Annotated in this window: 20 protein-coding genes; 12 read left to right on the forward strand and 8 right to left on the reverse strand. The window is 70.8% G+C overall.

Features of this window, described 5'->3' with window-relative positions; translation table 11 throughout:
* Positions 1–103: 103 nt before the first annotated feature.
* Positions 104–2374 carry a LuxR C-terminal-related transcriptional regulator gene (locus tag OG588_RS07055; RefSeq protein ID WP_405946531.1) on the reverse strand — a complete coding sequence of 757 codons (2271 nt, stop codon included), beginning with the start codon at positions 2372–2374 and terminating at the stop codon, positions 104–106.
* A gap of 115 nt (positions 2375–2489) precedes the next feature.
* On the opposite strand from OG588_RS07055, the gene OG588_RS07060 reads away from it, so the two are divergent.
* Both OG588_RS07060 and OG588_RS07065 read left to right on the forward strand, forming a co-directional pair.
* Positions 2490–3176, forward strand: a complete 687-nt coding sequence (locus OG588_RS07060; protein WP_405946532.1) for an esterase/lipase family protein — start codon at positions 2490–2492, stop codon at positions 3174–3176.
* A 94-nt stretch (positions 3177–3270) separates the two neighbouring features.
* Entirely contained in the window at positions 3271–3966 is a 696-nt protein-coding gene (locus OG588_RS07065) for a class I SAM-dependent methyltransferase (RefSeq protein WP_405946533.1), read from the forward strand.
* Here the strand turns inward: OG588_RS07065 and OG588_RS07070 are convergent, their stop codons facing one another.
* Positions 3967–4341 (reverse strand): hypothetical protein, encoded by a 375-nt coding sequence (locus OG588_RS07070; protein WP_019059515.1) that lies wholly within the window; start codon positions 4339–4341, stop codon positions 3967–3969.
* Positions 4342–4345: 4 nt separating this feature from the next.
* On the reverse strand, positions 4346–4585 hold the full coding sequence (locus tag OG588_RS07075) for a hypothetical protein (RefSeq protein WP_019059514.1): 240 nt from the start codon (positions 4583–4585) through the stop codon (positions 4346–4348).
* 219 nt (positions 4586–4804) lie between these two features.
* Here OG588_RS07075 and OG588_RS07080 point away from each other — a divergent pair, with 219 nt between their 5' ends.
* The 8 genes from OG588_RS07080 to OG588_RS07115 all read left to right on the forward strand — a co-directional run bounded on the left by OG588_RS07080 (position 4805) and on the right by OG588_RS07115 (position 13947).
* Positions 4805–5695, forward strand: a complete 891-nt coding sequence (locus OG588_RS07080; RefSeq protein ID WP_405946534.1) for an ABC transporter ATP-binding protein — start codon at positions 4805–4807, stop codon at positions 5693–5695.
* Positions 5696–5699: 4 nt separating this feature from the next.
* Positions 5700–8270 (forward strand): ABC transporter permease, encoded by a 2571-nt coding sequence (locus OG588_RS07085; protein ID WP_405946535.1) that lies wholly within the window; start codon positions 5700–5702, stop codon positions 8268–8270.
* Positions 8271–8336: 66 nt separating this feature from the next.
* Complete coding sequence (locus OG588_RS07090; protein ID WP_405946536.1) at positions 8337–9248, forward strand: LLM class F420-dependent oxidoreductase; 912 nt, start codon at positions 8337–8339, stop codon at positions 9246–9248.
* Complete coding sequence (locus tag OG588_RS07095; RefSeq protein ID WP_405946537.1) at positions 9241–9666, forward strand: GNAT family N-acetyltransferase; 426 nt, start codon at positions 9241–9243, stop codon at positions 9664–9666. The genes OG588_RS07090 and OG588_RS07095 overlap by 8 nt, the downstream gene beginning before the upstream one ends.
* Positions 9667–9815: 149 nt before the next feature.
* Positions 9816–11186, forward strand: a complete 1371-nt coding sequence (locus OG588_RS07100; protein ID WP_405946538.1) for a hemolysin family protein — start codon at positions 9816–9818, stop codon at positions 11184–11186.
* Positions 11183–12196: a hemolysin family protein gene (locus OG588_RS07105; RefSeq protein ID WP_405946539.1), complete on the forward strand. Its 1014-nt coding sequence runs from the start codon at positions 11183–11185 to the stop codon at positions 12194–12196. Before OG588_RS07100 ends, OG588_RS07105 begins: the two co-directional genes overlap by 4 nt.
* 611 nt (positions 12197–12807) lie before the next feature.
* Positions 12808–13590 (forward strand): SGNH/GDSL hydrolase family protein, encoded by a 783-nt coding sequence (locus OG588_RS07110; RefSeq protein WP_317775195.1) that lies wholly within the window; start codon positions 12808–12810, stop codon positions 13588–13590.
* 6 nt (positions 13591–13596) lie between these two features.
* Positions 13597–13947 carry a DUF4326 domain-containing protein gene (locus OG588_RS07115; RefSeq protein WP_405946540.1) on the forward strand — a complete coding sequence of 117 codons (351 nt, stop codon included), beginning with the start codon at positions 13597–13599 and terminating at the stop codon, positions 13945–13947.
* Positions 13948–14053: 106 nt separating this feature from the next.
* Here the strand turns inward: OG588_RS07115 and OG588_RS07120 are convergent, their stop codons facing one another.
* Together OG588_RS07120 and OG588_RS07125 are read right to left on the reverse strand one after the other, a co-directional pair.
* Positions 14054–14611 (reverse strand): hypothetical protein, encoded by a 558-nt coding sequence (locus OG588_RS07120; RefSeq protein WP_405946541.1) that lies wholly within the window; start codon positions 14609–14611, stop codon positions 14054–14056.
* Between the two features lie 66 nt (positions 14612–14677).
* The gene (locus OG588_RS07125; protein WP_405946542.1) at positions 14678–15286 is read right to left on the reverse strand and encodes a hypothetical protein; all 609 of its coding nucleotides are present in this window, start codon (positions 15284–15286) and stop codon (positions 14678–14680) included.
* A 280-nt stretch (positions 15287–15566) separates the two neighbouring features.
* Between OG588_RS07125 and purB the strand changes: the two genes are divergently transcribed.
* Together purB and mug are read left to right on the forward strand one after the other, a co-directional pair.
* Positions 15567–17009, forward strand: coding sequence for an adenylosuccinate lyase (purB, locus tag OG588_RS07130; protein ID WP_405946543.1), 1443 nt, complete (start codon positions 15567–15569; stop codon positions 17007–17009).
* Positions 17006–17551: a G/U mismatch-specific DNA glycosylase gene (gene mug, locus OG588_RS07135; RefSeq protein ID WP_405953066.1), complete on the forward strand. Its 546-nt coding sequence runs from the start codon at positions 17006–17008 to the stop codon at positions 17549–17551. Before purB ends, mug begins: the two co-directional genes overlap by 4 nt.
* Positions 17552–17555: 4 nt before the next feature.
* Here mug and OG588_RS07140 read toward each other — a convergent pair whose 3' ends face one another.
* The 3 genes from OG588_RS07140 to OG588_RS07150 form a co-directional block, all read right to left on the reverse strand.
* Entirely contained in the window at positions 17556–17999 is a 444-nt protein-coding gene (locus OG588_RS07140) for a hypothetical protein (RefSeq protein ID WP_405946544.1), read from the reverse strand.
* Positions 18000–18080: 81 nt separating this feature from the next.
* Positions 18081–18803, reverse strand: coding sequence for an ABC transporter permease (locus tag OG588_RS07145; RefSeq protein ID WP_405946545.1), 723 nt, complete (start codon positions 18801–18803; stop codon positions 18081–18083).
* Between the two features lie 2 nt (positions 18804–18805).
* Positions 18806–19726, reverse strand: a complete 921-nt coding sequence (locus tag OG588_RS07150; RefSeq protein ID WP_405946546.1) for an ATP-binding cassette domain-containing protein — start codon at positions 19724–19726, stop codon at positions 18806–18808.
* Between the last annotated feature and the right edge of the window lie 78 nt (positions 19727–19804).

Raw genomic sequence — 19804 nt, forward strand, 5'->3', positions numbered from 1 at the left:
CACCGATCCGGCCCGCTGCAAGTGCGAGATGATCGCACGATGGCTGGTGTGATCACGGCGCCGGAGCCGGCAACGCCGCCACCTCGATCCGACGCGGTCCCGTCTACGAGGCCTCCCCCTCCGCCAGCAGCCGTACCAGTTCGATCCGCGACCGGATGCCCAACCGGCTGAAGACACCCCGTAGATGATGGTCGATCGTGCGCGGGCTGAGGGCGAGGCGGACCGCGATCTCGCGGTTGGTGGCGCCGTCGGCGGCCATGCGGGCGACCATCAGTTGCTGGGCGGTCAGGCAGGTTGTGGGGGCTCCCGGTGTGGGAAGGGCAGTCGCGCCGACCGGTGTGCCGAGAGCGCGGAGTTCGGCTCGGGCCTGGGCGGCGCAGTGCGGGGCGCCGAAGGACTCGAAGGCCTCCAGCGAGGTGTGCAGGCGGTCGCGGGCCTCGGTGCGGCGGCGCAGTCGGCGCAGGGCGCCGCCGAACAGCAGCTCGGTGCGGGCCCGTTCGAAGTCGCGGGTGCCGCGTGCGTGGAGGTCGAGGGCGATGCGGTAGTGCTCGACCGCTTCGTCACCGGGCGCGAGCAGGGCCCGGCAGCGGGCGCTGAGGGCGAGGTCGTCGGGGCTGCGTACGGCACGTGCCCAGCGGTCGTAGTCGGCGTGTGCGGCGCGGGCGATACGGGTGTCGCCGCTACGGACGGCGGCCTCGACGTAGTGCGGGGTGGCCAGGTGCCGGATCGCCCGGTGGCCGTGGCCCGGCCCGAACCCGGCGAGCGCGCGCAGCCGGGCCGCCGCGGCGGCGAAACGGCCGCTGCTGAGATCGAGGTAGGCGAGTGCCCATTGCGCGAGGGCGGCCGGTAGGCCCAGGCCTCGGCCCAGGGCGTACGAGCGGGCCGCAGCGGCACGTTCCCGGCAGACGTCGCCGTCCCCCGTGAGCGCCGCGAACATGGCGAGCGCTGCTTGTAGATGGCAGGCGCCGTTGTCCTGGCCGGTCGCGTGGGCCTGCCACAGGGCGTCCGCCGTGGCCGTCTCGGCGGCCCTCGGATGCCCGGTCCAGAACTCGGCGTACGCCCGGAACTCCATCGCCTGCGCCACGACCACGGTCGCGCCCCGCGCTCTCGCCGAGGCCGCCGCCCGCACGGTGGCGGTGGTGGCGCGGGTGTGGTCGCCGAGCATCAGCGCGGCGATCCCGGCATGGATGAGGAGGGTGGGGTCACCCCCGGGCCCGCATCTCCCGGCGGCGGCCTTGAGCAGATCCCGCGCGTCCTCGTACCGCCCCTCGAAAGCCGCGGCCAGTCCCCCGAGCGTTCCGTGCGGCACGATCCCGACCCGGGAGGCGACGGCCGCCGCCTCCCGACACCGTCTCAGGTCCCCGGTGTATATGGCGGCTTCGGTGGCGCGGGCGAGGAGGTGAACGGCGTGGTCGGGGGCGGGAGTTCGGGGTACGGCGACCGTGCTGGGTTCCTCGGTCGACCCGGGCGCCGGTCTCAAGTCGGCGCCGGATTCGGCCAGTTCCCGTCGCGCCACGGCTGTCAGCAGCGCGTCGAAAGACTCCGCCGCGTTGCCCGCCCGCAGCGCGAACACCCCGTTCAACGCGTCGCTGTCCGTCGCGGCGGCGAGTCTTCGCGCCCGGTCGCCCTCGCCGGACTGCCAGGCGTCACCGGCGGCGCGGTTGAGGAGGCGGGACTGTTCGCGGGGGTCACTGGAAAGGGCTGCCGCGCGTTCCACCAGGGCGCAGGCGAGGGCGTGTTCACCCGTGTCCCGCGCTTTCTGCGCCGCTGTACGGAGTTCCGCCGTGAGCCGCACGCTGGGGCCGAGCGCGCCCGCGCCCCGGTGCCAGGAACGTCGCGGTGTCTCACCCTCGGCGCGCAACACCCGTGCCAGCAACCGGTGTACGTCCCGCCGGTCCGCCGGAGACCCGGTCTCGTACGCGGCGATTCTCGTCCACGCGTCGCGGAACACCACCCCGCCGGCCGTCGCGTGCGCGACCCCTGCAGTCTCGGCGGCTTCGAGGGGCCGGGTGTCGAGCCGGGCCGCCGCGACGGCACGCAGGAAGGCGTGGGTGGCGACCGGGTACTGGTCCGCCGCCGCGAGCAGCAACAGCAGACGCGTGTCGTCGGGCAGGGCACGGATCGCCCTGCGGTACCGGGCGAGCAACTCCGGTGCCAGGGACGCCGGTTCGGTCGGGAGGGGGTCGAGGCCCGCGGCCTGGCGTGGGGTCAGGCGCGGGAGGAGTTCGGCGGCGGCGCGCGGGTCGCCGTAGACCGCGCGCAGCAGCCGGATGCGGACCCCTTCGGGGAGCGCGGGGTCGAAGGTTCGCCCGGTGTCGGTGCGCGACGGGGGCGAAGTGCGGTCTAGGGAAGTGGGGTTCACCGGAGTCAGCACACAACTGACGTTACTGGCGAGTTAATTCACCCGTAAAGACCGGCGATTTCGCCGATGCGGCGCGCGTAGACCCGCGCCGACACTCCTGACAACCCCACCCGTATCAGGAGGCATCATGCAGCGCCGCAAGCGTCGCATCGCCACGGCTCTGTCGGCCGTGACCACCTCGCTCCTTCTGTCACTCTCCCTGGCCTCGACGCCCGCTCACGCGGCGAGCCACAACCCGATCGTGTTCGTGCACGGTCTGAGCAGCGACTCCACCAGCTGGGACGACTGGATCGCGGACTTCGAGGCGGACGGCTACTCGTCCTCCGAGCTGTACGCGATCTCGTACGACTGGACGAAGTCGAACGTCACGACCGCTTCGACGCTCTCGACCTACATCAAGTCCGTCCTCGCCAGCACCGGCGCCTCGAAGGTCGACCTGGTGGTCCACTCCATGGGTGCGCTCAACAGCCGCTACTACCTCAAGAACCTCGGCGGGACCTCGTACGTCGACGACTTCGTGTCGGTCGCCGGGGTGAACCACGGGACGAGCATCGCCTCGCTCTGCGGCTGGCTGTACACGTCCTGCAAGGAGATGCAGACGGGGAGTTCCTTCCTCACCGCGCTCAACTCGGGTGACGAGACGCCCGGCAGCGTGTCGTACGCGGCCTACTGGTCGGACTGCGACGCGGCGATCGACCCGGACACCTCGGCCGAGCTGAGCGGGGCGACCAATGTCGACGTCGGGTGCATCTCGCACACCGACATGAACAACGACCACGGCGTCTACGAGCAGGTGCGGGACTTCATCTCCTGACCGGCCCGGGGCGGCAGCGGGGGTGGTCAAGGGCGGCAAGGGGGACAATCCCGGTAGAGACCGGCTTCGGCCCGGTCCGGTCCGGGAGGTCGTCATGCCGCTCAGGTCCGCAGGCTCCGGCACGGTTGGCGCTGTGCCGCGGGACGCCGTCCACCACCCGCTGTTCGCCCGTTACTACGCCCGTTTCAGTGTGAGCGCCGAGTCGCGGTTCGGCCTGGCCGGGATGCGGGACCGGCTGCTCGCCGGGCTCTCCGGGCGGGTGATCGAGATCGGGGCCGGGAACGGCCTGAACTTCGCGCACTATCCGAGCGCCGTCTCGGAAGTCGTCGCGATCGAGCCCGAGCGGACTCTGCGGCAGCTGGCCGTGGAGTCCGCGCTCCGTTCCGAGGTGCCCGTCGACGTGGTGCCGGGTGCGGCGGAGAAGCTGCCCGTCAAGAGTGAGGCCTTCGACGCGGTCGTGCTGTCTCTGGTGCTGTGCAGCGTGCGCGATGTGCCACGGGCGCTCGCGGAGACACGGCGGGTGCTACGGCCCGGCGGAGTCGTACGGTTCTTCGAGCACGGCCGGGGCGGCGGGCCCGCGATGGCGTTCACCCAGCGCGCCCTGGACCGCACGCTGTGGCCACCGCTGAACGGCGGCTGCCATCTGGCCCGCGACCCGGTCGCCGCGCTGCGCGACGCCGGGTTCGAACTCGGGCCGTACCGGCGGGTGTTGATCCCCGAGAAGGGGCCCACGCTGCCGACCTCCTACTGCGTCCTGGGTACCGCGTGGCGCCCTGACGCCGAAGAGTGATCACAGGCTCCACTGTCGCAGTTCGCGCGCGATGTCGTCGACCGACGCCTCGCCGCTCTTGACCAACCGGGCCAGATCGCGGACCTGTTCGGGCGAGGTGACGACCTTCAGGCCACTGGCGACGAGGTAGGCGTATGCGACAGCGGAGGCGAAGAGGGCGTTCGAGCGCTCCAACGCGGGGACGTGGATGAGGAGTTGGAGTAAGGCGGCAGCGCGGGCGTGCGGGCTGTCGTAGACGGGGACGTCGAATATGTCGGCCTGGTGGCGTGCGACGGCGGCGACGAGCGCGCCCCAGTCGGTGACCTGGGGGTCTCCGGGTGTGTTGTGTTCGGCGAGCATCAGCAGCCAGGCGAGATCGATCCTGAGGTTGTTCAAGGGATCAGCGGCGACCTTCGCGGGTGCTCGACCCGTCGGCACCGAACTCGTCGGCGAAGACGGACTCGTACTGCTTCATGAAGTCGGCCGCGGCCTCGACGAACGTGTGGCCGACTTCGCCGGTGTCCTGTCTGACCAGCTCTTCTATGTAGCGGTTGACGCTCATGCCACGCGCCAGGGCACGTTCACGCGCCGCGCGGGCGGTGCCCTCGTCCACGCGTACGTTCAGCTGGGTCTTCGCCATACCTAGACGCTAGCGCCGGATCGCTAGCACCGGCAAGGGCTGCCGGTGGGCGGACGGCGGGGGTGGAGAGTGCCCCTTACACCGGTATCGGGGGCCCGACCTGGGGTGGAGACCGTCTCGGTCGCACGGGGGATATCGAGTGTGCGGCGCGTCACACTAGGCTCGGCCCGGAGTACGGAGTCGGCACGTCCACCAGTGCGGGAATCCGAGGGGGCTGTCTTGTCCACATCTACTGCGGAGCACGCGCCAGGCCAGGCCGCGGCCGGCGGGATCGCGGCCCGCGCCCGCAAGCTCACCAAGGCGTACGGCTCGGGCGAGACGGCCGTGCTCGCCCTGGACTCGGTGGACGTGGACATCGCGCGGGGCCGTTTCACCGCGGTCATGGGCCCTTCGGGCTCGGGAAAGTCCACGCTGATGCACTGCCTGGCGGGACTCGACACCGTCTCGGCCGGACAGGTGTGGCTCGGCGACACCGAGATCACGGGGCTGAAGGACCGCGAGCTGACGCGGCTGCGCCGGGACCGGATCGGGTTCATGTTCCAGTCGTTCAACCTCATCCCGACCCTGAACGCGGCCGAGAACATCACCCTGCCCATGGACATCGCCGGGCAGAAGCCGGACCAGAAGTGGCTGGACCAGGTCATCGACTCGCTCGGGCTGCGGGACCGGCTGAAGCACCGGCCGTCCCAGCTGTCCGGGGGCCAGCAGCAGCGCGTGGCCTGCGCGCGGGCGCTCGCCTCCCGCCCCGAGCTGATCTTCGCGGACGAGCCGACCGGCAACCTCGACTCACGGGCGGGCCTCGAAGTACTCGGCTTCCTGCGCAATGCCGTGGACGATCTCGGGCAGACCGTGGTCATGGTCACCCACGACCCGGGCGCCGCAGCCCACTCCGACCTGGTGATCTTCCTCGGGGACGGGCGGATCGTGGACGAGATGGAGCGACCGACGGCGGAGGGGGTGCTGGAGCGGATGCGCCTCTTTTCTGGGGGAAACCCCCAGACCCCCGGGTTCGACCCGACGCGGGCCCCATTCGACGGCCCCGGCCCCGGTACCAGCCCTGGACCCGGTTCCTCCGATGACATGCCCGACGTAACCCTCGACAAGGACTGAACCCGTGCTGAAGGCGACCCTCCGGAGCTTCCTCGCGCACAAGGGACGGCTGCTGCTCTCGGCGCTCGCCGTCGTGCTGTCGGTGGCGTTCGTGGCCGGCAGCCTGATCTTCTCCGACACGGTGACGCGCACCTTCGACCGGCTTTTCGCGTCCACCTCCGCCGATGTGACCGTCGAGCCGAAGCAGGACCTCAAGTCCTCGGTGCCCACCGGCGCGACCGAGACCGTGCCCGCCGCGCTGGCCGGGCAGGTGGCGAAGGTGGCCGGGGTCGCCGCGACCCACGCGGACGTGTCCGTCGAGAACATCGTGGTCGTCGACAGCAAGAACAAGTCCGTCGGCCCGACCACGGGCGCCCCCACCATCGCCACCGACTGGTACCTCACCGACCGCAGCCCGGTGAGACTGACCTCGGGGCACGCCCCACAGGGCGCCAGTGAAGCACTCCTCGACGCGGACACCGCCGACAACAAGCACGTGAAGATCGGCGACACGCTGACCGTGCAGGCACAGCCCGGCAGCTTCAAGGTCCGGATCGTCGGCATCGCCACCTTCACCACCACCAACCCCGGCGCCGCGCTGGTCTTCCTCGACCCCGCCACCGCGAAGGACCAGTTGCTCGGCGCACCCGACCGCGCCACGAGCATCTCGGTGGACGCGGCGAAGGGTGTCGACGACGCCGTACTCAAGCAGCGGGTGACCGCCGCGATCGACTCCTCCGGTACGTACGACATCAGGACCGCCGACGAGCAGGCGAAGTCGGCCGCCGCCGGTCTGGGCGGCTTCCTCGACGTGATCAAGTACGTGATGTTGGGCTTCGCCGGCATCGCGGTCCTCGTCGGCATCTTCCTGATCGTCAACACGTTCTCGATGCTGATCGCCCAACGCACCCGCGAACTGGGCCTGTTGCGCGCCCTGGGCGCCGACCGGAAGCAGGTGCGGCGCTCGGTGCTCACCGAGGCGCTGCTGCTCGGGCTGGTGGGCTCGACTCTCGGTCTGGCGGCCGGAATCGGGCTCGCGGCCGGGCTGATCAAGCTGATGACCGCGTTCGGGATGAACCTCAAGACCACGGAGATGGTGGTCGGTTGGCCGACTCCGGTGGCGGCCTACGTGGTTGGTGTGGGCGTCACGTTCGTCGCCGCGTACCTCCCGGCCCGGCGCGCTGCGACCGTCTCCCCGATGGCGGCCCTCGCGGACGCCGAAGTCGCGGGCGTGGGGCGGCCGTTGAGGGTGCGTGCGGTCGTTGGTTCGATCGTCGGGGCGATCGGGGTGGCCGCGCTGGCGGGCTGCGCCGCCGCGACGAGCACGGCCTCGTCCTCCTCCCTCCTGGGCCTCGGCATCGTCCTCACGCTGATCGCGACCGTGATCGCGGGCCCGCTGCTGGTCCGCCCGATGATCCGGGTGCTGGGCGGCGCCTTCCCCGCCCTGTTCGGTTCGGTCGGCCGGATGAGCCAACGCAACGCCCTGCGCAATCCGCGCCGTACGGGCGCCACCGCGGCGGCCCTGATGGTGGGGCTGGCCCTGGTCGGCGGTATGTCGGTGGCGAGCGCGTCCATGTCCAAGTCCTTCGACCAGCAGATCGACAAGACCCTGGGCGCCGACTTCGTGATCCAGAACGGCAACTTCCTGCCGTTCTCCAAGGAGGTCACGGACCATGTGCGCGCCACCCAGGGCGTCGGTCTCGTCGTACGGGCCCGCTTCGCGCCCCTCGCGGTCCGACTGCCGGACGGCAGGCGGGTGGAGACGACAGCCGCCGGTTACGACACCCCGCTCGACGACGTCGCCCACATCAAGTACGCGCAGGGCAGCACCAGTTCGGCACTCAGCGCCGGGCACCTCGCCATGGACGTCGACTTCGCGAAGAAGCACGGCGTACGGATCGGCAGTGTGCTCCCCGTCGAGTTCCCGGGCGGCCGCACCACGAAGCTGACGGTGGGCGCCCTGAGCGATCAGGGTTCCTCGGGCGGGTTCGGGACGCAGGGCGGGCTGTTCTTCGGGATCGCCACGGTCGAGAAGTACGTCCCGAACGGCCAGGACTCCTCGCTGTACGTGAACGCCGCCTCCGGTACGGGCGCCGACCAGCTCCGCAAGTCCCTTGAGACGACGCTGAAGCCCTATCCGCAGGTCCAGGTCCGCGACCAGGCCGACTACAAGAAACTGGTCCACGACCAGATCGCCGTACTGCTCTATCTCGTGTACGCGCTGCTCGGCCTTGCCATCGTCATCGCGGTGCTCGGCGTGGTCAACACCCTTGCCCTGTCGGTCGTGGAGCGCACCCGGGAGATCGGCCTGCTGCGCGCGATCGGACTCGGGCGGCGCCAACTGCGGCGGATGATCCGGCTGGAGTCGGTGGTGATCGCCGTGTTCGGCGCGGTGCTGGGGCTCGGTCTTGGCCTGGTGTGGGGCGTCTGCGCGCAACAGGTCCTGGCGCTGCAAGGCATGACGGCGCTCGCGATCCCGTGGACCACGATCGTCGCGGTGGTGGTCGGCTCGGCGGTGGTCGGCATCGTGGCGGCCCTGCTCCCGGCGCTCCGCGCGTCCCGGATGAACGTGCTGGCGGCGATCGCGCACGAGTGATGGAATCGCGACAGCGACTCACACCATGTGACGCTCGGTCAGGTCACCTGCCTGCGAGGAGAGTTCATGCCGCGCCCGTTCCGCTTCGGGGTCAGCCTGCTCACGTCCGCGCCCGCCGCCGAGTGGCACACCAGATGCCGCCGGGCCGAGGAACTCGGCTACGACGTGATCCTGGTCCCCGATCATCTGGGCATGGTCGCACCGTTCCCGGCGCTGGTCGCGGCGGCGGAGGCGACCGAGCGGCCACGGGTGGGCACGTTCGTGCTCAACGCGGGCTTCTGGAACCCGACTCTGCTGGCCCGCGAGGTGACGACGACCCACGACCTGACCGGCGGACGCCTCGAACTCGGGCTCGGCACCGGCTACGTACAGGCGGAGCACGACACGGCCGGCCTGCCCTTCGGCTCGCCGGGTGAGCGCATCGACCATCTGCGGCGCACCATCGCGGAGTTGGGGCGGCTGCTGGACGCCGCCGAGTGCCGGGTACCGCTGCTCCTCGGCGGCAACGGCGACCGCATGCTGCGCCTGACCGCCGAGCACGCGGACATCGCGGCGTTCGCGGGCGCGAGCCTGGAACCTGGCAGTACGACGGGCAGGCTGGCGCCGGTCGACGCCGCCGAGTTCGGCCAACGCGTCGCCCGGTACCGGGAGTTCGCGACCGACCGCGAAGAGCCCGCCGAACTCAACCTCCTGATCCAGCTGGTGGCCGTGACGGACGACCCCGCGAGCGCACTCCAGCCGCTGCTGGACCGCCGACCGGACCTGTCCCTGGAGCACGTGCTGGACCTGCCCGTCTTCCTGGTCGGCACCCTGGACGAGATCACCGCGAAGGTGCGCGGGCTGCGCGACCGGTACGGTTTCTCGTATCTCACCGTGCTGGAGCCGTACATGGAGGCGTTCGCACCGGTGGCCGCGGAATTGCGCCGAAACCCACTGGTTACACCCGCCGTTCCTCTGCTTGGCTCGCCCCATGAGTGATCTTCAAATCCGTAGCGCGACCCTCCCCGACATCGACGCCGTCCTGACCTTCTGGCGCGAGGCCGCCGAAGGCACGAGCATCAGCGACGACCGCGACGGCGTGGCCCGGCTCATCGACAGGGATCCCGACGCACTGATCCTCGCGGAACGCGACGGACGGCTCGTCGGGTCAGTGATCGCCGGTTTCGACGGCTGGCGCTGTCACCTCTACCGGCTGGCCGTGCACCCGGAGCACCGCCGCCAGGGCATCGGCTCTGCACTGCTCACGGCGGCCGAGGAGCGGTTCGTGGCGCTGGGCGGGCGGCGCGGGGACGCGATGGTGCTGGAGCGCAACGAGACCGGACAGCATGCGTGGCGCGCGGCGGGGTACGCACCCGAGGAACAGTGGCGGCGCTGGGTGAAGCATCTCACCACCTGATCACTTTGCTGATCCTTTACTATTGGCGGACGACTCGTAGTTCCAGAACTCCACGAAAGGTGTGAGCGTCCGCCCATGGGCGAGCCTCCCAGTACGCGACATCGCGCGAACCTCCCTGCCCTGTCCGATCATGGGACGGAGGTGACCCGATGACCGAAGTGCTTCTGCTGCTGGTGGCGATCCTGCTCTCGCTCCTCTGCGGTGCCTTCGTCGCGGCCGAGTTCTCGCTGACCACCGTCGAGCGCGGTGAGCTGGAGCGTGCGGTCGAGCGCGGCGAGCGGGGCGCCGCGGGTGCCCTGAAGGCCGTACGGAATCTGACGTTCCAGCTCTCCGGGGCGCAGCTCGGCATCACCGTCACCAATCTGGTCGTCGGCATGCTCTCCGAGCCGTCGATCGCCGCGCTGATCTCGGGCCCGCTGGAATCGCTGGGCATCTCGCACTCCGCGTCGAAGTCCGTCGCGCTGGTGCTGGGTACGGCGCTGTCGACGGTGTTCCTGATGGTCGTCGGCGAGCTGGTGCCGAAGAACTGGGCGATCTCGTCGCCGCTCAGCGTGGCGAAGCGGGTGGGGAACGCGCAGCGCTGGTTCAGTGCCGCGTTCCGCCCGTTCATCAGCCATCTGAACAACACGGCCAACCATGTGGTGCGGGCCTTCGGTCTGGAGCCGGCCGAGGAGCTGGCCTCCGCGCGCGGGCCGCAGGAGCTGGCCGCGCTGGCCCGGCACTCCGCCAGGGAGGGCGCCCTGGAGCCGGACACCGCCGAGCTGTTCGTACGGACGCTCAACCTCGCCGACCTCACCGCGGAGAACGTGATGACGCCCCGCGTCCAGGTCGTCGCCCTCGACGCCCAGGCGACGTGCGAGGACGTGGCGAACGCGACCCGGGCGACCGGGCTGTCCCGGTTCCCGGTCTACCGCGGCAACCTCGACGAGGTCGTCGGCACGGTCCACATCAAGGACGTCCTGGCGGTACCGGCCGACCGACGGGCCCGCTTCCCCCTCGCCGAGGTGATGCGCGAACCCCTCCTCGTCCCGGAGTCCCTCACCGTGGACCGCCTCCTGGACCGGCTGTCCGGCAAGCGCACGATGGCGGTCGTCATCGACGAGTACGGAGGGACGGCCGGGGTCGCGACCCTGGAGGACATCGTCGAGGAGGTCGTAGGAGAGGTACGGGACGAGCACGATCCGCACGAGACGCCCGACCTGGCTCCGGCCGGGGCGGACGACGACGGCCGGACGCTGTACTCGGCGGACGGCGCCGCCCGGATGGACCAGCTCGCGCGCGTGGGACTGCGGGCGCCGGAGGGGCCGTACGAGACGCTGGCCGGGCTGGCGGCAAATGAGCTGGGGCGGATTCCGGAGGTCGGGGACGTCGTCGAGGTCGCCGGGTGGCGGATCGACGTGGTGGACGCGTCCGGGCGGCGGGCCGCACGGCTGTTGCTGCACGCGCCGCTCGACGAAGCCGATTCCGGCTCCGGCTCCGATTCCGGATCCGGTTCCGACTCCGCCAAGGGGGAGCTGTGACCGCCGTACAACTGCTGATCGGGTTGGCGACGCTGGTCGTCAACGCCTTCTTCGTGGCCGCCGAGTTCGCGCTGATCTCGGTGCGCCGCAGCCAGATCGAGCCGTACGCCGAGGAGGGCGACCGGCGGGCCAAGAGCGTGCTGTGGGGTCTGCAGCACGTGTCGGCGCTGATGGCCGCGGCCCAACTCGGCATCACGCTCTGCACGTTGGTGCTCGGCATCGTCGCGGAACCGGCGATCGCGCATCTGCTGGAGCCGGTGTTCCACGCGGTCGGCGTCCCGGAAAGCGCGGGTCACGCGGTGTCCTTCGTGATCGCGCTGGCCGCGGCGACCTATCTGCACATGCTGCTCGGCGAGATGGTGCCGAAGAACATCGCCCTGGCCGAGCCGGTGCGCAGCGCGCTGGTCCTCGGACCGCCGCTGGTGACGCTGTCGCGGGCGCTGCGTCCGGTGATCTTCACGATCAACGCGTTCGCCAACACCCTGCTCAAGCTGCTCCGGGTCGAGGTCAAGGACGAGGTCACGGCGTCCTTCTCGGACGCCGAACTCGCCCGGATCGTAAGGGACTCCGGTGAGGCGGGCCTCATCGACGAACGGGCCCTGGAACGGCTCAACGACGCCCTGGAGCTGGGCAGGCGGCCCGTGCGCGATGTCGTACTCCCCCTCGAACGCGTCGACTACGTGGTCGCCGGCATCACCCCGGCCGAGCTGGAGGTGCTGTCGGCCGAGTCCGGTTTCTCCCGCTTCCCGGTGGTGGACGACGAGCGCCGGATCATCGGCTACCTCCACGTCAAGGACGCGCTGGACGCCTCACCGCACGACGAACCGTTCAGGGTCGAGGACATGCGGTCCATCGCGAACGTGAAGGAGGACACACCCCTGGACGACGTCCTCACCGCGATGCGCAGCAGCCGTACGCATCTCGCGGCGGTGCTGGACGAGGAGGGGCGGCTGACCGGGTTGGTGACCATGGAGGACGTACTGCGGGAGCTGTTCGGGCAGCGGGCGTAGGGCGGGGCGGGGGGACCGGCGAACGCCGGGCGGGTACCAGCGGAAGCCGGGCGGGTACTGGTAGCGGGCGGGTGGGTACTGGTGGCGGCCGGGCACGCGTGGCTTCGAGGCCGCCAGCCGCGGCTTGGGGGGCGGGCGGGCGCTGGCGGCAGCCAGGCGGACGCGGCTTGGAGGACCGGCGGGCGCCGGTGGAAGGCCGGCGGGCGCCGGTGGAAGGCCGGCGGGCGGCCGGAGGCCGGGCAGGCGCTGGTGGAGGCCGGGTGCGGGTGGGGCGAAGCCGTCGGACGGCAGGGAGGTCACCGTGGCGTGGTTGTGCACGGACGGCGACTGTGGCGGAGGCTGCACGTCCTGCGGAGCGGCCCACTGTCCGGGGGCGGGCTGCTTGGAGGACCAGCAGGCGCTGGTGAAGGCCGGGCGCGCGGCTTGGAGGACCGGCGGGCGCCGGTCGAAGGCCGACGCTCACGGCTGGAAGCCAGGCGGTCACGGCTGGAAGCGAGGCCGGCGCCGGTGGAGGCCGGCGGGCGTGGCTTCGAAGCCGGACGGGTGCTGGTGGCGGCCGGTGGAGGCCGACCTACCGGCGGGTATGGACGCGGGATATCATCTTCGTCGCCATGCAGACGAATCCCACGCACACCAGCCTGGTCGCGATCGGCGACTCCTTCACCGAGGGCATGTCGGACCTGCTCCCGGACGGTACGTACCGGGGCTGGGCCGATCTCCTCGCCGGGCGGATGGCCGCCCGGACGCCCGGCTTCCGGTACGCCAACCTCGCCGTGCGCGGCAAGCTGATCGCGCAGATCGTCGAGGAGCAGGTCGGCCCGGCCGCCGCCATGCAGCCCGATGTGATCACGCTGGTGGGCGGCCTGAACGACACCCTGCGCCCCAAGTGCGACATGGGCCGCGTCCGCGCTCTCCTGGAAGAGGCAGTCGAACGCCTCACCCCGGCCTGCAAGCACCTGGTGCTGATGCGCAGCCCCGGCCGCCAGGGCCCGGTCCTGGAACGCTTCCGCCCCCGCATGGAGGAGCTCTTCGCCTGCGTCGACGACCTCGCCGCCCGCCACGGCGCCCTCGTCGTCGACCTGTACGGCGCCCCCTCGCTCGGCGACCCGCGCGCGTGGGACGTCGATCGCCTCCACCTCACGGATGAGGGCCACCGCCGCGTCGCCGAGGCAGTCTGGCAGACCCTCGGCTACGAACCCGAGGACCCGGAGTGGCGCACCCCGATGCCCCCGACCCCGCCCCCGAACTGGACCGCCCGCCGCGTCGAGGACGCCCGCTTCACCCGCCAGTACCTCCTCCCCTGGATCGGCCGCCGCCTCACCGGCCGCTCCTCCGGCGACGGCCTCTCCCCGAAACGCCCGGACCTGCTTCCCTACGAGGGCCCGGCGGCGTAACTCCCCATGACCACGCGGGTGATCAACGTCAGGGGCCACATCCACGAGTACGGCCCCCGCCTCGAACTCGCCCCGAAGGACATCGTCTACGTCGGCCGCCGCTGGACTCTCGGCGGCTGGGACCTCCCCCGCCACCCGCTCTACAACCCCTTCGCCTACGACACCCCCACGCGCCGCCGGGACGGCACGCGCGCGGAGGTGATGGCGAAGTACCGGGCGTATCTGCTGGGGCGGCCTGATCTGCTGGAGCTGGTGCCGGCGTTGCGGGGGCGGGCGCTGGCTTGTTGGTGTGCGCCGTTGGTCTGTCATGCGGGGGTGCTGGCGGAGCTTGCCGACGGTGGGGACTGCGGGCCATGACGTGAGTCCCGTGGCCGGAGATCCCGGCCGTGACATGGGGCTGAAGACGGCCCCACCCGGGATGGCCCAGGAGCGGGGCCGTGTTGTTCACCCGACACGCGGGGCCTCACACCCCCTGGACCGAGACGTCCGTGATCTCCACTGACACCTTCGTGCCCGCTGAAGCAGTACTGATCACGGACGGCGTGTAGTTCAGGTTCGTCTCGTCCGACAACTCGGCCGTCTCGATGACCGGGCCGGACTCATCGCCGTGGATCTCGTAGGTGATCTCGTACACGGCGTCGGGATCGATCTCCTCGCTGTCTCCCAGATACGTCAGGTCCGGCTCGACCGTCACGTTGCAGCCGGCCGACCCGAAGCAGTGTTGGGCGGTGGTCTTGAGCCCGATCGCGAAACTGTCGGCGTCGACTTCGCTGTACGTCGGCTCCGGAGTTGGCTGCTCCGCAGGGACGGCGTCCGCGTCGGGTGCGTTCGACTCGGCGGTGGCAGCCGGTTTGCTCTCGCCGACCCCGGACTGCACGACCACGACGCCGGTCGCCACGATGGCGGCGATGACTGCGACGGCCGAGCCGATGATGACGAGGTTGGTGCGCGGCTTCTTCGCCGGTGGCGGCGGTTCGTTCGGCGGCATCGCCGGCATCGGCGGCACGCTGCTGTCGGTCATGGTCCCCCCAGGGATAGTCGTTCCGTTCGTGTTCCGGCGCGAACACCCTCGCGCCCGCGGAAACGGTTACGACCACCCCCCGGTGAAGTTGCTGCTCAGCTGCGCGTTGCAGATGTTGTAGCCGCCGGACGCGTGGCCCTTCTTCGTCCTTCCGTCCGCGGTGACCGAGCAGTTGATGTCTCCGGAGCCCTGGAGCTGGGCGTGCACGTCGTAGTACAGGGCGTCCTTGTCGAGGGTCAGCGTCGCCTCGAAACTGCCGTCCTTGAACGTGCCCTTACGCGTGTCCGAGTCGGAGCCGTAGCCGATGTCGAGACCGCCGAGGGCACCGGCGGGCGCGGTGCCCCACACCTTGAAGACGACCTTGCCGTCGGTGGCGTCCTTCTTGGTGTCGTTCTTCTTCGTATCGGCGGCCTTGTCGGAACTCTTGCCGGCGGGCGCCGCGCTCTTCGCGTTTCCGCTGCCGCTGGAGTCGTTGTTGCTGCTGCCGCCTCCGATGGCGGCGACGACGACGAGGATGACGACGAACAGACCGACGATGCCGAGGCAGCCGAGGCCGACGACCTTCCCGACCGAGCGCTTCTTCGGGGGCTGCGGCTGGAACGGGGGCTGCCCGTAAGGCTGTTGACCGTTGCCCCAACCGGGCTGCTGTGACGGGTAGGGCGGCTGGTTGCTCATGTGTCCCCCTGAGGTGCTCGCTGATGAATGCGAGATGTGTGACTTGTAAAGACGGCGTACGGTTTCCGCCTACTGGGGGTAATCACCCCATCGGGTCGGAGGCGGACGTGCGGTCTCGGGGGCGATGCCGATGGGGACTGACCTCTACGGTCGACCTCTCACACCCGGCTCGCGATCACACACATCTCGCGGCCGCCCGCCCGGAGCGTCCTTGACCTGGGATCTCCGGACCGAACTGACGGTCCGGACCCCTCAAGGACGCCGGGTAAACTCCGTACACGTGACTTCCGCTGCCGCCAAGCCCCGCATCCCGAACGTCCTCGCCGGACGTTACGCCTCCACCGAGCTCGCCACGCTCTGGTCCCCCGAGCAGAAGGTGAAGCTGGAGCGGCAGCTCTGGCTCGCTGTGCTGCGGGCCCAGAAGGACCTCGGGATCGAGGTGCCGGACGGCGCGATCGCTGACTACGAGCGGGTGCTCGACCAGGTCGACCTGGCCTCGATCGCCGAGCGCGAGAAGGTCACGCGGCACGACGTGAAGGCGCGGATCGAGGAGTTCAACGACCTCGCCGGGCACGAGCAGGTGCACAAGGGCATGACGTCCCGGGATCTGACGGAGAACGTCGAGCAGTTGCAGATCCGGCTCTCGCTGGAGCTGATGCGCGACCGTACGGTGGCCGTTCTGGCGCGTCTCGGCAAGCTGGCCGGTGAGTACGGCGAGCTGGTCATGGCCGGCCGCTCGCACAACGTGGCCGCGCAGGCCACCACGCTCGGCAAGCGTTTCGCAACCGCCGCCGACGAGCTGCTTGTCGCCTACGGCCGGGTCGAGGAGCTGCTTGGTCGTTATCCGCTGCGCGGCATCAAGGGGCCGGTGGGCACGGCGCAGGACATGCTCGACCTGCTCGGCGGCGACGCGGCGAAGCTCGCGGAGCTGGAGCAGCGGATCGCCTCCCACCTGGGCTTCTCGCAGGCGTTCACCTCGGTCGGCCAGGTGTACCCGCGCTCGCTGGACTACGAGGTCGTGACCGCGCTGGTGCAGGTCGCGGCGGCGCCCTCCTCGCTGGCGAAGACGATCCGGCTCATGGCCGGGCACGAGCTGGTCACCGAGGGCTTCAAGCCGGGGCAGGTCGGCTCCTCCGCGATGCCGCACAAGATGAACACCCGCTCCTGCGAGCGCGTCAACGGCCTCATGGTCATCCTGCGCGGCTACGCCTCGATGACCGGCGAGCTGGCGGGCGACCAGTGGAACGAGGGCGATGTCTCCTGCTCGGTGGTACGCCGGGTGGCCCTCCCCGACGCGTTCTTCGCGCTCGACGGGCTGCTGGAGACGTTCCTGACCGTGCTCGACGAGTTCGGCGCGTTCCCGGCCGTCGTGGCGCGTGAGCTGGACCGCTATCTGCCGTTCCTCGCGACGACCAAGGTGCTGATGGCCGCGGTCCGCGCGGGTGTCGGCCGCGAGGTCGCGCACGAGGCCATCAAGGAGAACGCCGTCGCCTCCGCCCTTGCGATGCGTGAGCAGGGCGCCGAGCGCAACAAGCTGCTGGACAAGCTCGCCGCCGACGAGCGGATCCCGCTGGACCGCGCCCAGTTGGACGCGCTGATGGCCGACAAGCTGTCCTTCACGGGTGCCGCGGCCGACCAGGTCGCCGTCGTCGTCGCCCGCGTCGAGGAGCTCGCGAAGCAGCACCCGGAGGCCGCGGGTTACACCCCGGGGGCGATCCTCTGACCCGCTTCACCCAGGCCGAGCTGGAGGCCGCCCGCGACCGTCTCGTACCGGACGTCGTCGCGGACGGCCTCGGCGTGCTGTTCTGCGGCATCAACCCCGGTCTGATGACGGCCGCCACGGGCCACCACTTCGCCCGTCCCGGCAACCGCTTCTGGCCCGTGCTGCACCTGTCCGGGTTCACGCCTAGGCTCATGAAGCCCGCGGAACAAGGGGAGTTGCTGTCCTATGGGCTCGGCATCACGAACGTGGTGGCACGGGCGACGGCTCGGGCCGACGAGCTGAGCCCGGAGGAGTACCGCGAGGGCGGCCAGCTCCTCGCGTCGAGGCTGACGGGGTGGAAGCCGCGCTGGCTGGCCGTCCTCGGGGTGACCGCGTACCGGGCCGCCTTCGACGACCGCAAGGCCCAAGTGGGGCCGCAGGAGCGGATGTTCGGGGACACGCGCGTGTGGGTGCTGCCCAATCCGAGCGGGCTGAACGCGCATTGGACCGCGGCGACGATGGCCGAGGAGTTCGGGCGGCTGCGGGTCGCCGCGCAGGACTAGAGCGTCATGGTGGGTCCATCTCCGTTACGACGGCCAGGAGTTGGAACGGGAGCTCCTTGTCCCACTGGGACACGCCGAGGGCGATCCATCGGCCGGTCTCCGGCGACTTCCACAGGTGTACGTCCGGCACGTGCGCGCTGAGCGAGGCCCAGGGCTCCGGTATGTCCTCGCCGTCCTGCGACCCCTCGAACGCGCTCTCCAGGCCGATGACTTGGGGCGGACTCCAGCGTTCGATCAGCCGCTCGCCGAGTCCGTCCCGGTCGATCTCGTACTGTGCCTCGGTCCCCTCCCGCTCCGTCCCGTCGTCCTCCCAGAAGTCGCCGCTCGTCTGTAGTTCGGCGATGTGATAGCCGGGCCCTCCCGTGCCCACGTCCGTCCTGCGTTGCTCCGCGGGGAAGTCCCGGGTGCACAGCAGGTCGATCGTCGCCAGCGAGTGCGTGATGTTCATGCCTCCAGTGAACCGGCTCCCACTGACAATGGGCGGAGCATCAGGCCCCGCGCAGGGGCAAACGTTCCGGCACTTCCGGGGTCAGGCGTCCCGGCGCCGCACACTCCACGCCCCCGCCGCCAGCGCCGCCGCAGTCCACAGCGCCGTCACCCCGAGTCCGGTCCACGGCCCCATCGCGCCGTCCCAGGTCTCGTGCAGCGCCACCTGGCCGGCCCGGTCGGGCAGCAGGTCCGCGAGGTCGCTCGACGCGTCGCCGACCACGAAGGACACGATCAGCAGGAACGGGATGACGATGCTCAGCGTCGCCACTCCGCTGCGCAGCACCGCCGTGAGACCGGCCGCGAGCAACGCCATCAGCGTGAGATAGACGGCGCAGCCGACCACGCCGCGCACCTGCTCCGCCCAGCCGAGCCCGTCGGCCTCGGCGCCCAGCACTGCCTTGCCGACCGCCAGCGTCACCACTCCGGTGACCAGGCCGACGGCGAACACGGGCACGGCGATCGCCGTCGCCTTCGCCGCGAACCAGCGCCCCCGGTGCGGCACCGCGGCCAGCGACAGCCGTAGTGCTCCGCCCTGGAACTCGGAGGACACGGCGGTCGTGCCGAAGGCGATCGCCGCGATCTGGCCGAAGGCCACACCGAAGAAGACCGCGAACAGCGGGTCGAAGTCGTCGCCGCCGGTGTCGGACGCGGCGAGTGCGGAGAAGAGCGTCGTCAGCAAGACGATCACGGCGAGGGCCGCGGCCTGTGAGCGCAGGGTTCGGATCTTGATCCACTCGGAGTGGAACACGGGCGTGAACGCCATGGTCAGGCCTCCTGGCTCTGTGCGGTGAACTCGGTCTCGGTGGACGTCAGATCGAGGTAGGCCTGCTCCAACGTGCCCTCGGCGGCGGTCAGTTCAAGGATCGGTACGCCGGCGGCGGACAACAGGGTGCCGATCTCCTCCACGCGTGCGTGCGTCACGGTCCAGTGCCCGTCCTCCTGCTCCACGGCGTCGAGACCGTGCCCGGCGAGTGTGCTCTTGAGGGCGCCGGCGTCCGTCGTACGGATGCGTACGTGGGGTTGCACGCGCGCGTCGATGAAGTCCCGCATCGGAGTGTCGGCGAGGAGTCGGCCGCGGCCGAGGACCACGAGGTGGTCGGCGAAGGACGCGGTCTCGTTCATGAGGTGGCTGGAGACCAGGACCGTGCGGCCCTCCGCCGCCAGTCGGCGCAGCAACTCCCGGATCCAGACGATGCCTTCGGGGTCGAGGCCGTTCGACGGCTCATCCAGCAGGACGACTTCGGGATCGCCCAGGAGGGCACCGGCGATACCCAGCCGCTGACGCATGCCCAGGGAGTACGTCTTCACCCGGTGCCGCGCGACCGACGCGAGTCCCGTCTCCTCCAGCACCGCGTCGGCCCGGGCGACCGGGATGCGGTTGCTCGCCGCCAGGGCGCGCAGATGGTCGCGGGCGGTACGGGAGCCGTGCGCGGCCTGCGCGTCGAGCAGGGCGCCCACGTGGCGCAGCGGCTCGGTGAGCGCGGCGTAGGGGCGGCCGCCGACGGTGGCGGTTCCGGAGGTTGGGCGGTCGAGGCCGAGGACGAGGCGCATGGTGGTGGACTTTCCGGCGCCGTTGGGGCCGAGGAATCCGGTGACCTTGCCGGGGCGGACGTCGAAGGTGACGTGGTCCACGGCCCGCCGGGTGCCGTACTCCTTGGTGAGGTCTCGTACGTCGATGCTGGTCATGGTCAACAGCCTCGCCGTTCAAGGGAGTTGGGGCCTCCCCCGCCGGTGGAGATCGTCTCCCCCGCCCGGGGGAGGCCG

The sequence above is a fragment of the Streptomyces prunicolor genome (assembly GCF_045162825.1).
In the GTDB taxonomy this organism is placed as follows: domain Bacteria; phylum Actinomycetota; class Actinomycetes; order Streptomycetales; family Streptomycetaceae; genus Streptomyces; species Streptomyces prunicolor.